Genomic DNA, 20,256 nt, shown 5'->3' on the forward strand with positions numbered 1-20,256 from the left:
CTTCAGTCCTGATATTTTTTGAGGACTGAAGTCCTCACTACAAACTGAATAATAGGTTTGTAGTGAGGACTTCAGTCCTGATATTTTTTGAGGACTGAAGTCCTCACTACAAACTGAATAATAGGTTTGTAGTGAGGACTTAATACCACCTCCTTTGTTATTCATCCCCGTTATAAATTGTAGGGTGCGTCGCTCGCTGGCAGCCCGGTTGAGGGCGAGAATTATTCGTGGCGACGTACCCTACTTCTAGGTAGAGGTCGTTCTCAAACTGTCCCAGGTAAACTGTCAACTGTCAACTGTTGAAATATGAGCCAATTACTCATTCATATTCTTGTAAGTAGCAACTGCCGAAGGCGAACTGCGGTTTAAATAACGGAAGATCCAATACTTAAATACCGTATCCAAGATCACGGGAAACGTGGCAATAAACAGAAAGATAAACTGCCTATTTTCTGGGAGTCCCAAGTGCCTCGATAAACCTTCGAGAATTACTTCCCAACCGTGCGGCGAGTGGAATCCCACAAACACATCGGTAAACAAAATAATTACAAAAGCCTTCGCACTGTCGCTGAGTCCATAAACTACGTCATCCATGAAAGATTTTAAAACTTCAATCTCTTTCTTGCTATTGACGAGAATCGCGGCAAAGGCAATCACTGACATCAAATCGGCAAAAATATTTTTAATTGCTCCAGCGCTTTCTTTGCGGTATTCTTCCGCTAGCTCAACTGCTTTCTTAGCAATCTTCTTTTCTTTCTCATCTGGAGAAAGTGATGGTGTTCTGCCAATTAAAGTGTCAAATTTGAGATGATGCTCAAATCTCTCCAGTTCTTTTAAGGCTTCTTCTTCTAGGTCAACATTTATGAATAAAGAAGCATTTTGCTTGACTCGCAAGTGGTCAATTACTGGCCCGACTATAAAGTTTTTGGCAATTTGATTCGTCAGCAGTGGCACTAAAATTAAAAGCAAAATAAATCTTAGAGAAATAACTGTTTTTACTTTAGAATTTCGGAAATTTCTGACTACATCTTTTTCCGCTTCCGGATCTAACTCTCTAGTAATTCGATTTAAGGTTCCCAACAGCGATCGCGGTAATAAATTTACCTCTTCAGAGCTAGTGTCAACTTCCCCATTAGTTTGATTGCCATTAGCTAATCCTTGATTGGTGTCAGGTTGAGAACTGCTTGTAGATTTCACCTGCACGTTTACCGAACTGACAAGTGGGACAATGGCAGTTGATTTACTATTATTAATATATTTCTCAATGACTCGATCGATAAACTCTAACTTCTCGAATACCAGTGACGATCGCTCTTTATTCTCTAAACCTAATCGTTGTTGGTGGTGCTGGACACTGTTACCGGCCTGCGGTTTTGCCCCCACGCGATCGGGCAATTCCAAAAAAGAACGGCTAGCATTAAACTCAACCATTCTCGTTTGGATGACCTTGAGGTATTTTTGCAGTTCGGATTTAAAGTAAGACAGGGTACTGTGTCCGTAATCTCCCGATCGCTCGGAGATGCCTTGGCCGCCAAAATGCTCATCTTCGATCGCCTTAATTGCTAGGGCAGCATCATAGGCTTGTTCTAATGCTCTTTCAGGCGTTTCTCTATACCACTGGTTAGCGTTGTAGAGATATTTTACAAACCTGTTCCACAGAGAAGTATTCATCAGAAAAATGGGTTTGAAACCCCGTCCTTCTAGGACGGCTTTACATTTGTTGCCACTACGGCCGGGCGAGCTGCAAGAGTTCGGTGTGATGAAAGTGTTGCACTTTCAACGGGACAGTTACCGTTTCAAATCTTGCAGCCCTGTACGCATAGTGTTTTGCTACCGAAGTAGCCTCCCTTTCGGGGTAATGTTAGCTTCGCCAATGTTTAGTGAGCTTGTTAGGCTGGCAGCACTGTTCCAGTGACCTTAGAACTGTTTAACCACCAGCGACAGAGCAAGGAACTAGCTACGCATTCGCTTGGTGTCGTGACTCAAAAAACGGAGTCAGTTAAGACTTAGGCCCGTCAGAATGGCTTGAAGGATTTCTCTTTCAAGCCTCATGCCTTTAGACTGAGGTTCCTGACAATTGTTGGAGCCGATTAGTTAGTAGCGGACATTAGTGATTAAAGTATTCATGGTATGTTAACAAATTTAGATAAATCAGGAACCGTTTCCGCAGATTCTATTTGGATTGTAGGAGGCGCTCGCAGTGGCAAAACTGCTCGCTTAGTCGAGCAGTTCTGCCTGTGGAGCAAAACTGTCAAGCCATTGCCCGCAAACGTTTCAAGCCGCGGGCGTTCTGGGCGGTGGCGGGCGGGACAAACAGCCCCAGCAATTTTAGTCTTAGCAGCTAACGGGGACAACCGACTGGAATTAGCCGATCGCATCGCCATAGCTACTGAAGGAAAATATGCCTTTCACTCCACAACACCATTCGGTTTTTTTGAGCAGGAAGTATTGCTATTTTGGCCGCTGCTTTTGCAGTCGCTAGATTTGAAAGCTCAATTTCCCCTGCGGCTGCAACCTGAAACAGAATTGGAACTTGCAGCCAGACTCTGGCGTCGCGAGTTAGACGAAGGGATTTTGCAACAAACAGGGGTAAGTCCAAATCGCATGGTGCGTCGAACTCTAGACTTATTACAACTTGCTGCTGTCAGCGGTACGCCCAGAGAAGAAATTCCCCACATTCTCCAACAGGGATTTGCCGCTGGTGACGGCTCGAATAGCCTGTGGACTAGCATGGGAGAGTTGCTCGAAAGGTGGCGGGAATGGTGCCTGACGCGGGGGCTGCTGACTTATGGGATTGTCTGCGAACTCTACTGGCGCTATTTGTTGCCAAATGTCACTTACCAGCAGCAGTTGGCTTCTAGATATCAAGCTGTCATCGCCGATGATGTTGACGATTATCCAGCCATCAGCCGTCATTTGTTCGATCGAATGCTCGACACGGGCGCAGTGGGGGCTTTTTCCTACAATCGCGATGGAGGAGTGCGTTTGGGTTTGGGGGCTGACACGGAATACCTCGCCCAACTCGAAACCCGCTGCGGCTTGGTGGAAAATTTGGACGCACAAGCCGGTTTATCTTCAGAGATTGGCGCTTTGGCCGTAAGTTTGGCAGTCAATTCTGATGGTTTTTATCCTTTAGGCTTGAGTTTACCAGGGTCGGTGCGATCGCTCGAAACCACTTCCCGCGCGCAACTGCTGCGAGAAACCGCCGAAATTATCGTGGATGCGGTGAAGTCAAAAGCCGTGGAAGCGCAGGAAATCGCCGTAGTTGCTCCTGGGATGGATGCGATCGCCCGTTACAGTTTAACGGAAATTCTCGCCCGAGATGGTATCGCGGCCGAATCGCTCAACGATCAGCGTCCCCTATCGACTACGCCAGAGATTCGAGCTTTGCTGACTTTGCTAGCGTTGGTTTATCCTGGACTAGGTCGTTTAGTCGATCGAGATGCCGTAGCCGAAATGCTAGTAATTTTAGGCAGCCAGAAACACCGGGAATTGCCGGAAACAGCAGAAGATAACCTCACTTTCAAGCTAAAATCTCAAATCCAAAATCTCAAATCGATCGACCAAGTGAGAGCAGGTTTAATTGCGGATCACTGTTTTTGTCCTGATGTCGATCGACCTCAACTTCTGGCAATTACAGCCTTTCCCCGGTGGGACAGAGTGGGACACAGAGCAGCTTTGGCCTACGAGCAAATTGTAGAGTGGATCGAACAACAGCGATCGCAACAACAGGAGCGGCTGTTACCCAGTCCCATTGCCCTGCTCGATCGAGCGATCCAGAAATTTCTCATCAACGACAGATATCTGCCGTTCGATCGGCTAGCAGCCCTCCGAGAGTTAATGGAAACCGCCGCCCACTACTGGGAAATCCACGCGCGAATGCAGCGTGTAGAACCCACAAACGGGGGCGACTCAGAAACAATCGCCCGGTTCATCCAGTTGTTGCGGCAAGGAACCGTCACCGCCAACCCCTTTCCAGTCCGTTCCCAAGGCCCAGAAGCCCAAGCCGTCACCCTCGCCAACATCTTTCAGTACCGCAGCAGCCGCCGCGCCCACAAATGGCACTTTTGGCTGGATGCAGGTTCGCCCCTGTGGTTGAGCGGTGGTGCGGCGACGTTGTTTGGTGCACCCTTATTTGTGCGATCGCAATTGGGGCGTCCCTGGGGAACCGAAGACGAAACGGCCGCCGACCAACAGCGACTGCGGCGAATTCTGGTAGATTTGTTAAGTCGTTGTTCTGTGCTTTACCTTTGCCACAGCGAACTAGCCGTCAACGGCCAAGAGCAAACCGGGCCGCTTCTGCCTCTCATTAACAGCTCTGTTTCTTTTGATACTCCCCAGCCCTAAAGGGACGGGGATTCTTGAAGAGTCCTGATACGAACTTTCAAAGGCGAAATTAAGGCGCCTCTACCCGCTCAGCTTAAATAAATCCAAGCTTTGCGTATACTTTTAGCTTTTTTATGCTTTCGGAGTCCATCACTAATGTCAAAGATACGGTACGCTCAACAACCTGCCATTATTTGCCCTTTAACTGTTCCGAAGCGAAGTCGGATATGTCCGTTGCCTGGATTTCTCAGAACTAGGATGTCTCAACACGTAGATGGTTATTCTTACTTACTGCTCCATTTTATCACAAATACTGAAGGCGGTTGAAACCGCCGCCGACTTATCCCCGTGTCTCGCATCCAGGGGCCCGGCGGGCTCGTCCTTCGGTCAACAGTCACCCTAAGCCATTGGGCAACAAGCAGGAGGAAAGAAAAGTATGAATGCCAAGATTTTCATTTTTTCTACCTCTGGATAGATACTCGGGCTTTACTCGCAGCCTGACTTCTAGATTCGAGGGAAATTGGGGGAGATAAAAGTGTACCCAAAACAGGTATCAAAACGTGCAATCATTAATATTTTTAGCTCGAAATATATCAGAGTTAAAAAATATCTATAGCCCTTGCAATTTTGATTTAGTATGCTAGAAATGAGCGAGATTATTAATCAATTTTAAGCCAGATTTTTGGCAACAAGCTGATACTAATCAGTTCTTAAAGTTAATCGGGATTGTCGTTGATAAGGAGCCAAAATAATGCCCAGTGCAGTACCAATTATTATAGTTGAGCCGGAGACAACGCCAACGCCGGCAACGACGCCAACGCCGGCAACGACGCCAACGCCGGCAACGACGCCAACGCCGGCAACGACGCCAACGCCAGCACCGACGCCAACACGGACACCAACTCCATCTGACGACACATTTGGTGGCATAGACGACACATTGGGCGGAGGCAATACCGCACCCTCAATCATTGGGGGCGTGCTCCGGGGAACAGAAACCAACGACTCGTTAGTTGGCAGTCCCGGCCCCGACGTGATTTCCGGGCTGCAAGGCAATGACAACCTGCAAGGATCGGCCGGCGACGATTTACTATTTGGTAACGATGATGAGGACGTATTGTTTGGCGGCCCCGGCAACGACGTGCTCGACGGCGGTTCAGGACTCGATACCTTGTACGGAGGCAAAGGGGGCGATTCCCTCGACGGGGGAAATAACCCCGATTTGTTGTACGGCAATGACGGCAACGACACGGTAATTGGAGGCGAAGGCAAAGATACGAGTTACGGCGGCAAAGGCACCGACAGCTTGCGCGGTGGGTTGGGCGACGACAGCTTTTTGGGCGATCGCGGCGATGACGTTCTCTGGGGCGATCAAGGTAATGACTCGCTCTTCGGTGGCGAAGGCGAAGACTTGCTATTTGGCAACGAAGGAGGCGACTGGCTCTACGGCAATGGCGGCGCGGACACAATGTTTGCAGGTGACGGCGACGATATCGTGTTCGGCGGTGCTGGGGACGACATCGTGGACGGTGGTGCTGGCAACGATATTCTTTGGGGCGAAGCAGGCAAAGACATAGTAGCAGGAGGCGAAGGCAGAGATGTCTTCGTTATCGGTACCTTCAGTACCCCCGGCGGCAGCAGCAGCAACGGCACTAACCCAGCATTTCTCACCACAGGCGGCCCGGATATCGCCGATGCTGATATTTTCACAGACTTTCGCCAAGGTGAAGATGCGATCGGGCTGAGCGGCGACCTCAAGTTTGAAGATTTGGTAATCTTCCAAAGCACCGACAGCAAAGCCGGCAGCACCATTATTCGCAACGGCGTCAGCGGCGACTTTTTAGCAGTATTGCCCGGAGTAGACAGCAGAACCTTGGGACGCAGCTCATTTGTAATTGCCCCCATAGTTCCAGGCAGCGCCACCCCACTACCAGCTCCCACGCCGACTCCGAGTCCGACGCCGACTCCCACACCGACGGCAAGTCCGACTCCAACTCCGACACCGAGTCCGACTCCAACTCCCACACCCACAGACACTCCGACTCCCACAGACACTCCGACGCCGAGTCCGAGGCCAATCTTCCCCACGCCGACGGCAAGTCCGAGTCCAACGCCGACGCCGACAGGAAGCCCGACACCGACAGGAAGTCCGACGCCGACAGGAAGTCCGAGTCCGACACCTGTCAATCAGCTTCCAGTCGCAGTTAACGACAACTTCACTACGGTTTCAGGTCAAACTCTGAGTTTCAACGTTCTGTTGAACGATACCGATGCAGACAAGAACCCTTTGACGGTTACGACTTTTACCCCAACGGCAAAAGGAACTCTGACTCCCTTGGGCGGTGGCGACTTCAAATACACCCCAAATGCTGGCTTCTCTGGTTCTGACAGCTTCAGCTACTCGATCTCAGACGGCAACCGCGGCACGGCTCAAGCGACAGTAACTATCAATGTCAGCAACCCGCCACAGCTAGTAATTAACGATGGTGTGGTGGTTGCCAAAAGTGCTCCGACTCAGACAATTACCGCCGCCGATTTGTTGGTGACAGATCCCGACAACCCTCCATCGGAAATTGTTTACACGATTACTAAAGCCCCCGACGCTACCAGAGGTTTTGTGCAAAGGGGTACCACATTTCTCAACGTGGGCGGCAAATTTAGCCAAGACGATGTCAACAACAACATTGTCAAATACAACTTGCTAGCAGGAGGTGGCAGCGACAGTTTCACCTTTACAGCCTCCGACGGGTCTTCAAAGATCGGGCCGGCATCGTTCAGCATTACGGTGGTAGATAATATTGTCGATCGCACCGCACTTCCTGCCAGCAGCTTTACAGGCAGCAACCTCAGCGACTACATCATCGGCGGGGCAGGCAACGATACCATCTCAGGCGGTGCCGGGGACGACATCATCGACGGCAGGGGCGGCGACGACTTTGCATTCGGTGATGCAGGCAACGATTCGCTGCTGGGTTCGATCGGCAACGACAACCTCGACGGCGGACTGGGTAACGACACTGTCAATGGCGAAGATGGCATAGATTCGCTAACCGGCGGACTGGGCAACGACTTGATGTTCGGCGGCAATGACAATGACATCATCTCGGGCGGTGACAACGGCGACACCATTGACGGCGGCGCTGGGAATGATTCGATATTGGGAGAAGCCGGCGAGGACTCGATACTGGGAGGCTCCGGCACCGATACATTATTCGGTGGAATTGGCGACGACTCGATCGAGGGCGGTGCCGGCGACGACATCCTCGACGGCAGCATCGGCAGAGACTTGCTCGATGGCGGTATCAATAACGATTCGATCTCCGGCGGCGATAGCGAAGACACCATTTTAGGTGGAGAAGGCAGCGACACCGGACTCGGAGGTGCGGGCAACGACTACATATTAGGCGAGGGCGGCGGCGACTCCCTGTTGGGCGAAGCGGGCGACGACACTGTAGACGGCGGCGCCGGTAGCGACTGTCTCAGCGGCGCCTTCGGCAACGACTTGGTATTGGGTGGCGATGACAATGACTCGCTTTCCGGCGGTGCGGGCAATGATATTTTGGGCGGCGGGAACGGTTCTGACTTGCTGACCGGTGATGCTGGTAATGATTTCTTCTACTACGAAACTCCGAGTGAAGGTGTAGATATCATTACTGACTTTAACGCTAATGGCACCGGCACCGACAGATTCTTGTTCAGGTCGTCAAATTTCGCAGGTTTAACCAACTCGGGAACTACTAACGATTTCACCAGTTTTATCGTCAGGAATATCGGCAGTGGCGGCGACAACATCAGCAAGCAAGAAGTGATTTTGTTTGAATCTAAATTTGACAACGCTCAAGCAATCAATGCAGTGTTGAAGAATCAAAACGGTTCGAGCAAAACAGGAGCTTTCTTCGTGTACCTGAACAATACTTTTAACCAGTATGTTCTCGGCTTTGACCCGAATGTGGCAGACGACAGTCTTCCAGCTTTCGATTTGGCAGTGTTGAATTCTATTCCTACAGCGCCGGGAGCTCTTAGCACCGTCATTACTGCCTCTGACTTTAAGTTTATTTAGGATCTCAAATTAAATAATTTACAGAAGGAAAGTGGGATGGGCGTCCCGCCCGTCCTTTCTGCACGAGTTCTTTGGGCCCATCCCACAAGAACCATCAATTTGTAAGTTATTTAATTCTCATTCCTTAGTGGTTTTTTAGTAGCGTCGCAAGGAGTCCGAAAAATGCCTAGTGCAGTACCAGTGATTATTATACCGGAGACCACTCCTACGCCGTCGCCGGGGACAACTCCGTCGATGACGGGGACAACTCCGTCGATGACGGGGACAACTCCGTCGATGACGGGGACAACTCCGTCGATGACGGGGACAACTCCGTCGATGACGGGGACAACTCCGTCGATGACGGGGACAACTCCGTCAATGGGGACGGGCCCGGGGATTTCGATCGTACCGGTGCCTCGACCAACTCCGACTGTACCCACGCCTCCCCCACAGCCGCTGTTTGTCGATGGTGTAGTTGTCGCCAATGACGGGAATAACTATTTAATCGGCAGCTTGTTCAACGACACGATTTCCGCGCGCGACGGGGACGACACGGTTCTGGGTCGGGACGGGGACGATATCATCAGGGGCGAAGACGGTAACGATTATCTCAATGGTGGCGCTGGTAAAGATATCGTTGAAGGCGGGCGCAGTAATGACAGCGTGCGGGGCGGCAAAGGCGATGACTTGGTTTCTGGCGACCAGGGCAATGATACTGTTTTTGGCGACCAGGGGAACGATGTTGTCTTGGGCTCTGAAGGCAACGATACGCTGTATGGCGGTAAAGGCAATGACTGTCTGCGCGGAGGTGCCGAAGACGATCTGATTTTTGGCGACAAGGGCAGCGACACTGTTTTTGGCGACACGGGCAATGACTGCCTGATCGGCGCTAGGGGCAATGATATTCTTTTGGGCGCAGACGGTGGGGATGTCATCAGCGGCGGTCTTGATAATGATACTGGTGAGGGTGGCGAGGGTGATGACCTGCTATTTGGAGGAGATGGCAATGATGCTCTATCTGGAGATGCTGGGGATGATATTCTGACGGGCGATCGCGGGTCTGATACTCTGACAGGAGGCGAGGGTTCGGATATCTTTGTGCTTGGTAGGGTGGGCACGTCGGTTTCTAGTAGCGGGTTTCTGACTACTGGCGGCCGCGAGATCGGCGATGCTGATTTAATCAGAGATTTTAAGGCAGGAGATTCGATCGGTCTGGCTGGAGGTCTAAACTTTACACAGTTAAACATCTTCCAAGGTCAAGGCTCGAATTCTAGCAACACGATTATTCAGGACAAGCAAACTGGCGAATTTTTGGCGGTGTTGGTTGATGTGCGACCTGGTTCGCTAGATGAATCTAGGTTCACTACGGCTAGAATACCGCGTGTAGAAGATAATCCGTTTACTATTCAGGGGACAACTACTTCCCCAACAACGGGGACAAGTCCTTCTCCGACACCGGCGGGGACAAGTCCTTCTCCGACACCGGCGGGGACAAGTCCTTCCGCAACACCGAGGGGGACAAGTCCTTCTCCGACACCGACGGGGACAACTGCTTCTCCGACACCCGCAACGGGAACAAAACCTGTTACGACACCGGTACCGACAGGAACAACGGCTTCTCCAACTCCAGCGCCGACTCCAACTCCAGCGCCGACTCCAACTCCAGCGCCAACTCCAACTCCAGCGCCAACTCCAACTCCAGCGCCAACTCCAACTCCAGCGCCAACTCCAACTCCAGCGCCGACTCCAACTCCAGCGCCGACTCCAACTCCGACTCCAACTCCGACGGCGGGCGGGACAACTCCGAGTCCAACTCCGAGTCCAACTCCGACGGCGGGCGGGACAACTCCGAGTCCAACTCCGTCGCCGGGGACATTACCGACACAGGTGGGCCCGAGTCCGAGTCCGAGTCCATCACCGGGAACAACTCCGAGTCCGAGTCCTTCTATAGTGCCGACTCCAACTGCGACAACCCCAACTCCGCCTTTCGGTGGGGGCCCAGTGCCACCGAGTTTTACCACTCCGACTCCTAACGAACCGCCGATCGTCGAAACTGGTAAAACGCTGACAGCTTTGCAGAATTCACCTCTGTCTCTGAGCATTTCCCAGCCCACGGATCCAGAGGGCCAGCCACTGTCGATCGGAGTAATCGGAGTGCCCAATCCGAATTTCGGTCAAGTGCTTGTCGGTACAACTCCGATCGCCCTGAACCAAAAATTAACAGTTCAGGAATTACTCGGCCTGCAATTCCAACCTAAAACTGATGTAATCGGGTCAGCCGGTTCCTTCAGCTACAGCGTAGCGGACGATCAAGGTGGCACGGCGGCAGCCTCAGTCGCGATTAACATCAACTCTTTCAATACATCGTCAACTCTTCCGACTAGCCTGCCGCCGGTGCTTGGCGATGATGGCATCGTATTTACGAATACGAATAATCTGCTACCGACGTTCATCGACGTACTCGCCAACGATTCCAGCCCACAAAAAGGGCCACTCAGCATTATCAATGTCGGCACGCCAAAACTGGGCATAGCTGTGAATCTCGGCACTCAGGTGCAGTTCATCCCCGGCAACGTAGCGGGTACAACTACTTTTACCTACAGCGTCAGCGACGGATTCGGGACAATTCCGGGCACAGGTACGATCGCCGTTTCAATCTTGCCGGCGGATAGCGGGCCTAACAGGTTGGTTGGTGGCTCTTTGCCGGACAATTTGAACGGTTTTGCAGGGGCAGATACAGTTGACGGCCAAGGTGGCAACGATACGATAAACGGCGGCTTGGATAACGACGTGCTCGTAGGCGGCCTGGGTGCAGATACCGTAACGGGCGGCGGCGGCAGCAATCAATTCCGCTATACCAGTCCTGCGGATGGTGGCATAGCCTTTGATGCAGCTTCTTCGGCGGCCATCAATGCTGCGATCGCCGCGGGCGGATACGATGTGATTACTGATTTTACCGGTCTCGGTGTGCCGATCGCCGATCAGTTCAACTTTGCCCCCGGATTCTCGAATCTAAACAGTGGCACTCTAGTTTTACTGAACGTGCAGACAACTGTTTCTGCAAATATTCTGGGAGGAAGTGCATTCTTGTTTGCCTACGATTCCGGCGGCAATACATACATCATTTATGACGGCAATGGCAACAACCTCGCCGGCAACGATTCTCGCATTTTGGCGAAGTTAAATGGTGTAACAGGAGTTACTTCTCTTTCGGGATTTGACTTCACGTTTATCTAGGTTCGTAGTGAGGACTTTAGTCCGCATAAAGAAGGACTAAAGTCCTCACTACAAACCGCAATCTAGGTTCGTAGTGAGGACTTTAGTCCGCATAAAGAAGGACTAAAGTCCTCACTACAAACTGCAATCTAGGTTCGTAGTGAGGACTTTAGTCCGCATTTTTCAGAGGACTAAAGTCCTCACGATCAAACCGTTAAATCTGATTTTCATCAGAAAAAAGTCCCAACAAAGGGCCGAGAATCGCACCAAAAACAAAGCCGCCGGCGTGGGCCCAATAGGCAACTCCCCCGGATTCCATGCCCACACTTGCCGGCGCATTCAAGGAAGCCAAACCACTCAATGCTTGCTGTGCAAACCAAAATCCGAGAAAGAAGAAAGCGGGAACTCTAACTGTAGTAATAAAAATGCCCAAAGGTAGTAAAGTAAGAACTTTAGCTTGGGGATATCTGAGAATGTATGCACCCATCACACCTGCGATCGCGCCGCTAGCGCCCAGGGACGGAATAGCCGATGTTGAGGAAAAAAACCACTGAGTTAGTGATGCTAAAACACCGCAACTAAGGTAAAATATTAAATATTTTACGTGACCTAAACGGTCTTCTACGTTGTTACCAAAAATCCACAAAAATAACATATTTCCGGCAATGTGGAGAAAGCCTGCGTGCAGGAATTGCGAGCTAATTAGCGTCGTCCATTCGGGAAATGGCGAAACTGGCAGAGACACCCGACACATATTGCTTAACTGGCAAGGAACTACCGCCCAAGAGTAGAAAAATTGCGTTAATTGGCGATCGCCCAAACTGAGTTCGTACAAAAATACTAATACGTTGGCAGCAATCAGCCCGAGGGTGACGTAGGGAGTGATAGTGGTGGGATTGTCATCGCGTAAGGGAACCACAGCTTTTTTTCCTCAACATCAAAATATAGGCAACACGATAACGCATTTATATCCAGGGTGTCTCCTATCTAGAGGAAGAAGTCAGTTGACAGTTGACAGTTGACAGTTGACAGTTGACAGTTGACAGTTGTCAGAAGGAAGAGGGACTTGGCTGCTGTTGCGTCCATCTTTGTCAATAAAAAGTGTTTTTAGTGAGGGGTTTGATGCGGACTAAAGTCCTCACTACAAACCTGACTAAAGTCCTCACTACAAACCTGGTTTGATGCGGACTAAAGTCCTCACTACAAACCTGAGAAACTTGATATTTTATGCTGCTATTTCTATGAAAACTCCTACACTTTCTACCGCCATTACGCTCACCGCACACAAAGCATAAATTCCCGTTCCTACGGTTACTTGTACGGTGTCTGCATTAATGATTTTGATGAGCTTCCAGCTATCGCCATTCTTTTGATAAAGCGTCCAAGAACGGATGTTTTTATCGGCGGGATTTTTCCACTGCAAAACATTGGTATTTCCTACTTTTTGTACTACCACTGATACTGGAGGGGCCGGTGGCTTGCCATTTTGCCAAGGCATGGCGGGAACGAGGGCGGGTTGTGCGTATGTAGTGGATTTGAAATTATCGTAGATTTGCTGGCGGTTTTCACTAAATGCTTTCATACTGAAGAAAACGTTGCCTAAAGCTAAGCTGTTTTTAGAGTTGCGCGTAATCTCAATTTGATTGTTGATTTCCTGCACCGTCCACTTATTGCCGTCCAGTTTTCCGAGGTTATTTCCTACATAAATATGTCGGTTTTGGGGGTTATTTTGTAGCCACCATTCCAGCAACATTGGATAGCTTTGAGCTGTTTGATCGATGCGCCAGTAAAGTTGAGGATTGAGATAATCTACCCAACCTGATTCTAACCATTTTTTGGCATCGGCATAGAGTGTTTCGTAGGCGTCTAAACCGCGACTTTGCGGTGGTTGTCCGGGCCGATAAATGCCGAAGGGACTGATGCCAAATTTTACGTTGGGTTTGACTGTTTTAATTCCTTGTCCGAGTCTTCTAACTAATTTGTTGACATTTTCGCGGCGCCAGTCTCCTAAACTCATTTTGCCGCCTCTGGAAATATAACTATTGTAAATCTTGCTGTCGGGAAATTCTTGTCCGTCAATGGGATAGGGATAGAAATAATCGTCGAAGTGAACGCCGTCTATATCGTAGCGCTTAACTACGTCTAAAATTACGTTGTAAGTCTTGTCTAAAACTAAATCAATTCCCGGATCCATCCACAAATCATCACCCCACGGATAAACGCATTCGGGATTGGTAACTGAGATGTGCGGGCGGACGTTGGGAGGGGTTTGAGTGGAAACTTTGGCGCGGTACGGATTGAACCAAGCGTGAACTTCGATGTTGCGTTTGTGGCTTTCTGTAACGGCAAATGTTAAAGGATCGTAGTAAGGTTGCGGTGGCTTTCCTTGAGTTCCTGTTAGCCACGCACTCCAAGGTTCTAATTCTGAGGCGTAAAGGGCGTCGCCCGCAGCTCGAATTTGGAGGATAATTGCATTGAAATTCATTTCTTGCAGCCTGTCCAGGATTTTCAGGAGTTCTGCTTTTTGCTGTTCTGTTGAGAGTTTGTTGCTGAACGGCCAGTCAATATTCCACACGGATGTTATCCAAACTCCGCGAAATTCTCGCTGGTGGTTGACGTAAACTTGGGGTCTGGGAACTTTGCTGAGAACTATAATATATTGATTGTATATTTGTGGTGCTCTTTTGAGATATACTAATGCTTGATAAACCCAGGCGACTACATCGGCTCTGGTGGCGTTTCCGGCGGGATTTAATAGGTTTAAGTTGGGGGCGTTGACGACTATTTCGGATTGGGTGGCTATGACGATCGCCTTTTTGGCATAATTAGGAATTTCTGTACTGTCTTGGTAGATGTTTGATAGAACCAGATTGCTTGTCGGTGCAGCGTTTGACCCAAATATGCCGCTGACTAAGGCAACTAATGCCTCCGCCCTGGTAATTAGGCTTTCGGGTTTAAACAGGTTGTCGGGATAGCCGGAGATAAATCCTCTTTTATATGCTGCTTGAATGGCTGTGGCGGCCCAGTGGGTGGAGGGAACGTCGATAAAGGGTATGTAGGGCCGTTTGTCGGGTACGGGAAAGGCTTTACTGACTATGGCGGCGAATTGGGCGCGGGTGAGGTTGCTGTTGGGGCGAAAAGTGCGATCGGGAAAACCGCTGATTACGGCCCTTTCTACTAAGCCGTCAATGAATATTTTTGCCCAATGATTTTGAATGTCGGAAAAGCGATTAGTGCTGGAAACCATAGTTTTATTTATAATCGGGAATTGGGAATTGGGAATGGGGAATTGGGCATTGGGAATGGGGCATTGGGGAGCGGTTATTAGTTATTAGTTATTAGTAGCAAGTCACAAATAACTAATAACTAATAACTAATACAACTATAATTGCTATAGCAACTGTCAACTGTCAACTGTCAACTGACTACAACAAACTGGCATTTTCGTACAGCAGCCGGATGATATTGATGATTTTTTGTCCGTATAAAGGATCGGAATTCCAGCGGCCTGCAAGTTCGTTGACGGTGGGGGCTACGCCGCGCTTGACAAAACGAAAACGCACGTTTTCTTTAACTAAAGGTTGGTTGATTGGTTCGTTACTGGCGTAAGCTTTTAAGTGCTGAATTTGCGCTCTAATTCCTGTTCTGGCATCGGGAAAGGAAATGCCGGAATTTGTGGGGCTGACAATTCCCATGTCGGCAAAGTTGAATTGTTCTGGTTTGACTGCACCGCCAAAGTTGAGATAGTTTGTTTCTAAACACATTTGGCAAAAAGCTACGTCGTGGTTGACGCCTTCTGCGGCTGCTTCTTGAACGTAAATTTGAGGTAGGTTGGGAAATATTACTAGGGCTTTGCTATTTGTTTTGGTGAGAAATACTGTGATTTGTTGGGCGGTAGTTAAACCGCGTCCCATGATTTTTCCTACGCCCGAGAGGATATCGCGGCGCGATCGCAGGGAGACTGATGTGGTTGCCTGATCCCAAGTTACGGAAATGTCGTTATCACGCAAATCGACAGCCCGCACGAATACTACTCCATTGTAGGTGATTCGGCGATCGGCTGCCTCTGGTTTAACATTGAGAACGTCTAGAACTTCGGAAGGAACAAAAGCATTTCCATTGACCAAAATGCCTTTGTCTTCGTGGGGCGCACCGTTGATTTGGATATTAATTAAAGGATAAACTGTAGGTTTTGGTGTCGGTGTCGGTGTCGGTGTCGGTGTCGGTGTCGGTAAGGGTTTTAAAGGAGTATTATTTAACCAAGCTTCAAGTCCGTCAGCGAGTCCGAGGGCGATATCACGGCGGCGATTTTGAAATACTTTCAAGTCATCAGGGCTGGTTATAAAACCGAGTTCAATTAGAATCGAAGGAATGTTGATGCGGCGGCAAAATCCGAGGCTGCCAACACCTGCTTCAGTATCTGGTTTAGCGCCGCGATTCGGTACTTCTGGACACCGACGTAAATAGCCATTTAACAGCAAATCCGCATCAGCTTTTCGGGTGGGGTTGCTACCAATATAAAATGCGCTAGCACCCCGAACTTGAGGATTAGAAAAAGCATCAGCGTGCATTTCTAATGCTACATCTCCCGGCTGGCAGCGGTTGTTTATCCAAGCGATAGTTTCTACTAAACTTAGAGTGTCGGGCACAGAGAAAGTTGTGATGCCTCGCTTCTGCAATTCGGCTACTACTAAATCCCGAGTTAGGATCATTTCCTGTGCTTCGGTTGCGCCAAATGCGATCGCCCCAGAATCGCGCACGCCGCCTTCAAACCCGCCGTGTCCGGCTGAAACAAAAATAGCACCCATTAAATAAAATCCTCAACCCTGCAATTATTTGAACTTCTGCTTTTCAGCTTGGGCTTTATTTTACCGCAAAGGCGTAGATTTTATAATTGCATAGCAAATTTGTAGTTGCGCCCTAGGTGGGGGTTTTCACCCCTGGGCGCAACTACAAACTTGTTAATCCGGGTGCAGGTTACCAGAAAGAATTGGTTGAAAGCCCCAAGTCTTTAAGGGAGAAATTACGATCGGACTATTCGTTACTCCAATCCTCTGACTTAAGGGTAGAGGTAGCTCTCAAACTGTCAACTGTCAACTGTCAACTGTCAACTGTCAACTGTTTACATCTTGACAGCGGGGCTAGTCGAAGGTTTTGGCGCTTTAATTTCTTGGGAAGCTGCGCGGGCGCGGAAGAGTTTAGCCACGACTTGCTCGCACTTGGACAAATCCGCTTCTATCTGTGTAAAGATGTCAGTTGATACCGGATCTGTGAACTTCGCTCGCAGGTTGTTGATATCGACAACACCTGTTTGCAAATCGCCGAGAGTGCTCCGCAGCAAGAAGGTTTCATCGGTTCCTTGCATTGAGGCTTTTAATTTAGCGTATTTGTCAGCAATTTGGGCGGGAATTGACGGTTTTTCGCCGAAATCGTTGAGCCGGTTTTCGAGAGCGAGGATGTGTTTCTGTTTATTTTGGATCGTGTCCGTCAGGAGCGATCGCAAATCGGCATCTCCGGTTTTTTCCGCATAATTCTGAAACGCTTCGCAAGCATAGCGTTCCCCTGCGAGGGCGGTATTCAAACCTTTCACAATGTCCGCTTGTGTCGAGCCGCCCCAACCATTAGCTAGTTTCCACCATTCTGCACTCGCGTCAGTTTCTTCGGGCAAACCTACTGCTTTACCGCCGTAACCGAGGCGCGCTAGAATAGCGGTGGTAAATATTCCTAAATCTCCCGGTTGGCGGGAAGTAATCAAGTTACCGTCAACTACTAAAGGTTCGTTGATGTAGTTAGCTCCGGCATTAATCATGTCTGTTTTAATTGCCAAGAAACCAGTCGCATTTTTGCCTTTGAGCGCGTCGGCTTCAATCAAAAGTTGCGGGCCGTGACAAACAGCAGCGACTATTTTTCCTTGTTCCATCGCTTCTTTGACAAACCGCACTGTATTGGGATTTGTCCGCATAGTATCGGGAGCCATACCGCCGGGAATTACGACTGCATCGAATTCTTCTGCTAATGATTCAGTGGTAGTTCCGTCAGCTTGCTGGGCGACTTTACCATTTTTTCCTGCATACTTTTCGTTTGTCCGCGAACCGAGGACAACTACGTCAAATCCTGCTTGTTTTAAGCCGTTGTAAGGAACCAGAAATTCTGAATCTTCAACTCCATTTTCGATTAGTATGGCAACTCGTTTGCTTTTGGCTCCGTTATCTGCTGTCATAACCAGTTTCCCTTAAGCTATCTTTTTATCTAAACATAAATCACCTCTCGTTTTTTGAGCATCTGGCTAAAGTGATAAATTAGTTATTCTTAAAAGCTGTTAAGGTGAGTCTTTAGAGCTATTTTATAGTAGAGCAACATTATCAACTGTCAACGAAGAGGGCGGGCACGGGGGCACCGCCCCTACAACTGTTAATGCACGTAAGAGGCTCCGTTAATGTCGATCGTGGTTCCGGTAGCGTGGGCAGCCAAACCCGATGCTAGAAAGGCGATTACGTTGGCAACATCTTGAGGAGGGGCGATTTTGCCGATCGGGATATCGCGCACAATTTGTGCTTCACCGCACTCCCGAATAAACTTATCCGACATTTCCGTACTCACAAATCCCGGCGCCACAGTAAAAGCCAAAATATTATCAGCAGCGAATCCTCTAGCAATACTGCGAGTCAAAGAAACAATCGCACCTTTTGATGCAGCATAGTGCAAATAATTCGGGTCATCGCCGCGAAAAGCAGCGCGACTTGCTATATTAATAATTGTACCAACCTTGCGAGTTTTAAAATGCAAAATTGCTTCCCGGCACAAATCGGCAACCGCAACTAAATTAACTTGTAGAGTTTGCTGCCAAGCCGACGACCAAATATCGAAATCGTCCTCAATACCCGCTGACTGCATAATCCCAGCATTATTAACTATAATATCAATATGACCGCGCCACTTTACAGCATCTTGCCACAAAAGAGAGGCCGCATTTGGTAACATCAAATCTGCTGCTAATAAAAAACAGCGATCGCCCGCCACACTTGCTGCTACCGATTCCGCCGCTTCCTGACTGCGACAGTAATGCAAAATTACCTCAGCCCCAGCATTAACAAGAGTCTGCACCGTCACTGCACCAATCCCTTGCGAGCCGCCCGTCACTAAAATTACCTTTCCAGTTAAATCAATCATTTCTCTCTCTTTTTTCTCTTTCTCTGCGCCCTCTGCGCCCTCTGCGGTAAAAAACAATAAATCCCATTCACAAGCGAATAGAATTTGCTATATGATAATTGTACATGATTAAATGTCCTCTTAAAAATAGAACGATAATTTTTCTCTCTTTCTTCTCTTTCTCTGCGCCCTCTGCGCCCTCTGCGGTAAAAAAAAATAAATCCGATTCACAAGCGAATAGAATTTGCCATAGGATAATTGTACAGGATGAAATGTTCTCTTAAAAATAAACCTAAAAAATCGCCATGAAAGCAGTTGTATTCGATCGCCACGGCAGCGTTGACGTATTGCAGTACCGAGAAGTAGAAAAGCCGATCGCCAAAACAAACGAATTGCTAGTCAGAGTTCGTGCTAGCAGCGTCAATCCCGTAGACTGGAAAATCCGGCAAGGACACCTGCAACTACTCACAGGATTTAACTTTCCTCGAATTGTCGGTTCCGACATCTCGGGAGTTGTCGTAGAAATCGGCTCGGAAGTGACTAGATTTCAACCCGGAGACGAAGTTTATACATTTTTAAATCCAATCGCTGGCGGTGCTTGTGCCGAATACGCTATCGTGCCAGAATCGAGTGCCGCCTTTAAACCTCACAACATCACCCATGTCGAAGCAGCAGCAGTACCCATCGCAGGTTTAACGGCTTTGCAAGCGTTGAGAGATTTGGGTGAAATTAAAGCAGGATACAAAGTATTGATTAACGGTGCTTCCGGCGGAGTTGGGATTTTTGCGGTGCAAGTTGCTAAAGCAATGAATGCGGAAGTAACGGGAGTTTGCAGCGCCAAGAATAGAGAATTTGTCAAGGGTTTGGGAGCAGATTTTGTTGTCGATTATGCAGAAATTGATTTTACTCAACAGCGCGAAAAGTATGATATAATTTTGGATGCTGTGGCGACAAAAACATTTGCTGAATGCGAAAACGTGCTGCAAGCCGAGGGAGTTTATATCTCGACTTTGCCGAGTTTCGACAACCTCGCACCGATGTTGACGAGCTGGTTTATTCCTGGTAAAAAAGCTAAATTGATTGTCGCCAATGCCAATCCGAGTGACTTGGAGATTTTGCGGGAGTTGATCGAATCCGATAAAGTAGAGCCGATTGTCGATCGCACTTACAGCTTACCAGAAGTGGCGGCCGCCCACGGTTATAGCGAAACCGGCCGTGCTGTCGGCAAAATTGCGATCGGCATTGAAGAAGTCAGTTGACAGTTGACAGTTGACAGTTGACAGTTGACAATTGGTAGGGGTGGTGCCCCCGTGTCCGCCCTCTCTGAGTTGACAGTTAATAGTTAATAGTTAATAGTTACCAATTACAATTACCAATTAACAAATCTAAAATTGCCCCATTACCACAAAGAATTGGTTGAAATCCCCAAGTCTTTGATGGAGAAATTAAGCTCGGACTATTCATTACTCCAATCCTCTTCCTTCTAGGTAGAGGTCGCTCTCAAACTGTCAACTGTCAACTGT

The 20,256-nt window shown here is 48.9% G+C and carries 11 protein-coding genes; 4 read left to right on the plus strand and 7 right to left on the minus strand.

The genetic code is table 11. From position 1 onward, the window contains the following. Nucleotides 1–157: 157 nt before the first annotated feature. Both QZ918_RS14790 and QZ918_RS14795 read right to left on the minus strand, forming a co-directional pair. Nucleotides 158–289: a hypothetical protein gene (locus QZ918_RS14790; protein WP_293336252.1), complete on the minus strand. Its 132-nt coding sequence runs from the start codon at nucleotides 287–289 to the stop codon at nucleotides 158–160. Between the two features lie 26 nt (nucleotides 290–315). Beyond that, a complete protein-coding gene (locus QZ918_RS14795; protein ID WP_293336254.1) occupies nucleotides 316–1,671 on the minus strand; it encodes a proton extrusion protein PcxA in 1,356 nt (451 codons plus the stop codon). Nucleotides 1,672–2,130: 459 nt separating this feature from the next. Here QZ918_RS14795 and QZ918_RS14800 point away from each other — a divergent pair, with 459 nt between their 5' ends. The 3 genes from QZ918_RS14800 (at nucleotide 2,131) to QZ918_RS14810 (ending at nucleotide 11,605) form a co-directional block, all read left to right on the plus strand. Further along, nucleotides 2,131–4,347: a recombinase family protein gene (locus tag QZ918_RS14800; RefSeq protein WP_293336256.1), complete on the plus strand. Its 2,217-nt coding sequence runs from the start codon at nucleotides 2,131–2,133 to the stop codon at nucleotides 4,345–4,347. A gap of 730 nt (nucleotides 4,348–5,077) precedes the next feature. After that, complete coding sequence (locus QZ918_RS14805) at nucleotides 5,078–8,386, plus strand: Ig-like domain-containing protein (protein WP_293336258.1); 3,309 nt, start codon at nucleotides 5,078–5,080, stop codon at nucleotides 8,384–8,386. 162 nt (nucleotides 8,387–8,548) lie between these two features. After that, nucleotides 8,549–11,605: an Ig-like domain-containing protein gene (locus tag QZ918_RS14810; protein ID WP_293336260.1), complete on the plus strand. Its 3,057-nt coding sequence runs from the start codon at nucleotides 8,549–8,551 to the stop codon at nucleotides 11,603–11,605. Nucleotides 11,606–11,798: 193 nt separating this feature from the next. Here the strand turns inward: QZ918_RS14810 and QZ918_RS14815 are convergent, their stop codons facing one another. From QZ918_RS14815 to QZ918_RS14835, 5 genes are all read right to left on the minus strand, one after another. Next, nucleotides 11,799–12,503, minus strand: a complete 705-nt coding sequence (locus tag QZ918_RS14815; protein WP_293336262.1) for a rhomboid family intramembrane serine protease — start codon at nucleotides 12,501–12,503, stop codon at nucleotides 11,799–11,801. A gap of 306 nt (nucleotides 12,504–12,809) precedes the next feature. Next, nucleotides 12,810–14,831 (minus strand): glycoside hydrolase family 10-like protein, encoded by a 2,022-nt coding sequence (locus tag QZ918_RS14820; protein ID WP_293336264.1) that lies wholly within the window; start codon nucleotides 14,829–14,831, stop codon nucleotides 12,810–12,812. 178 nt (nucleotides 14,832–15,009) lie between these two features. Next, nucleotides 15,010–16,392, minus strand: coding sequence for a hormogonium tapered terminus morphoprotein TftA (gene tftA / locus QZ918_RS14825; RefSeq protein WP_293336266.1), 1,383 nt, complete (start codon nucleotides 16,390–16,392; stop codon nucleotides 15,010–15,012). Nucleotides 16,393–16,706: 314 nt separating this feature from the next. Further along, nucleotides 16,707–17,804, minus strand: a complete 1,098-nt coding sequence (locus tag QZ918_RS14830) for a DJ-1/PfpI/YhbO family deglycase/protease (protein WP_293336268.1) — start codon at nucleotides 17,802–17,804, stop codon at nucleotides 16,707–16,709. Between the two features lie 191 nt (nucleotides 17,805–17,995). Continuing rightward, nucleotides 17,996–18,754 (minus strand): SDR family NAD(P)-dependent oxidoreductase, encoded by a 759-nt coding sequence (locus QZ918_RS14835; protein ID WP_293336270.1) that lies wholly within the window; start codon nucleotides 18,752–18,754, stop codon nucleotides 17,996–17,998. Nucleotides 18,755–19,038: 284 nt separating this feature from the next. Between QZ918_RS14835 and QZ918_RS14840 the strand changes: the two genes are divergently transcribed. Then, nucleotides 19,039–19,992, plus strand: coding sequence for an NAD(P)-dependent alcohol dehydrogenase (locus QZ918_RS14840; protein ID WP_293336272.1), 954 nt, complete (start codon nucleotides 19,039–19,041; stop codon nucleotides 19,990–19,992). The last annotated feature ends 264 nt before the right edge of the window (nucleotides 19,993–20,256 follow it).

This window comes from Microcoleus sp. CAWBG58 (assembly GCF_020883045.1).
Classification (GTDB): domain Bacteria; phylum Cyanobacteriota; class Cyanobacteriia; order Cyanobacteriales; family Microcoleaceae; genus Microcoleus.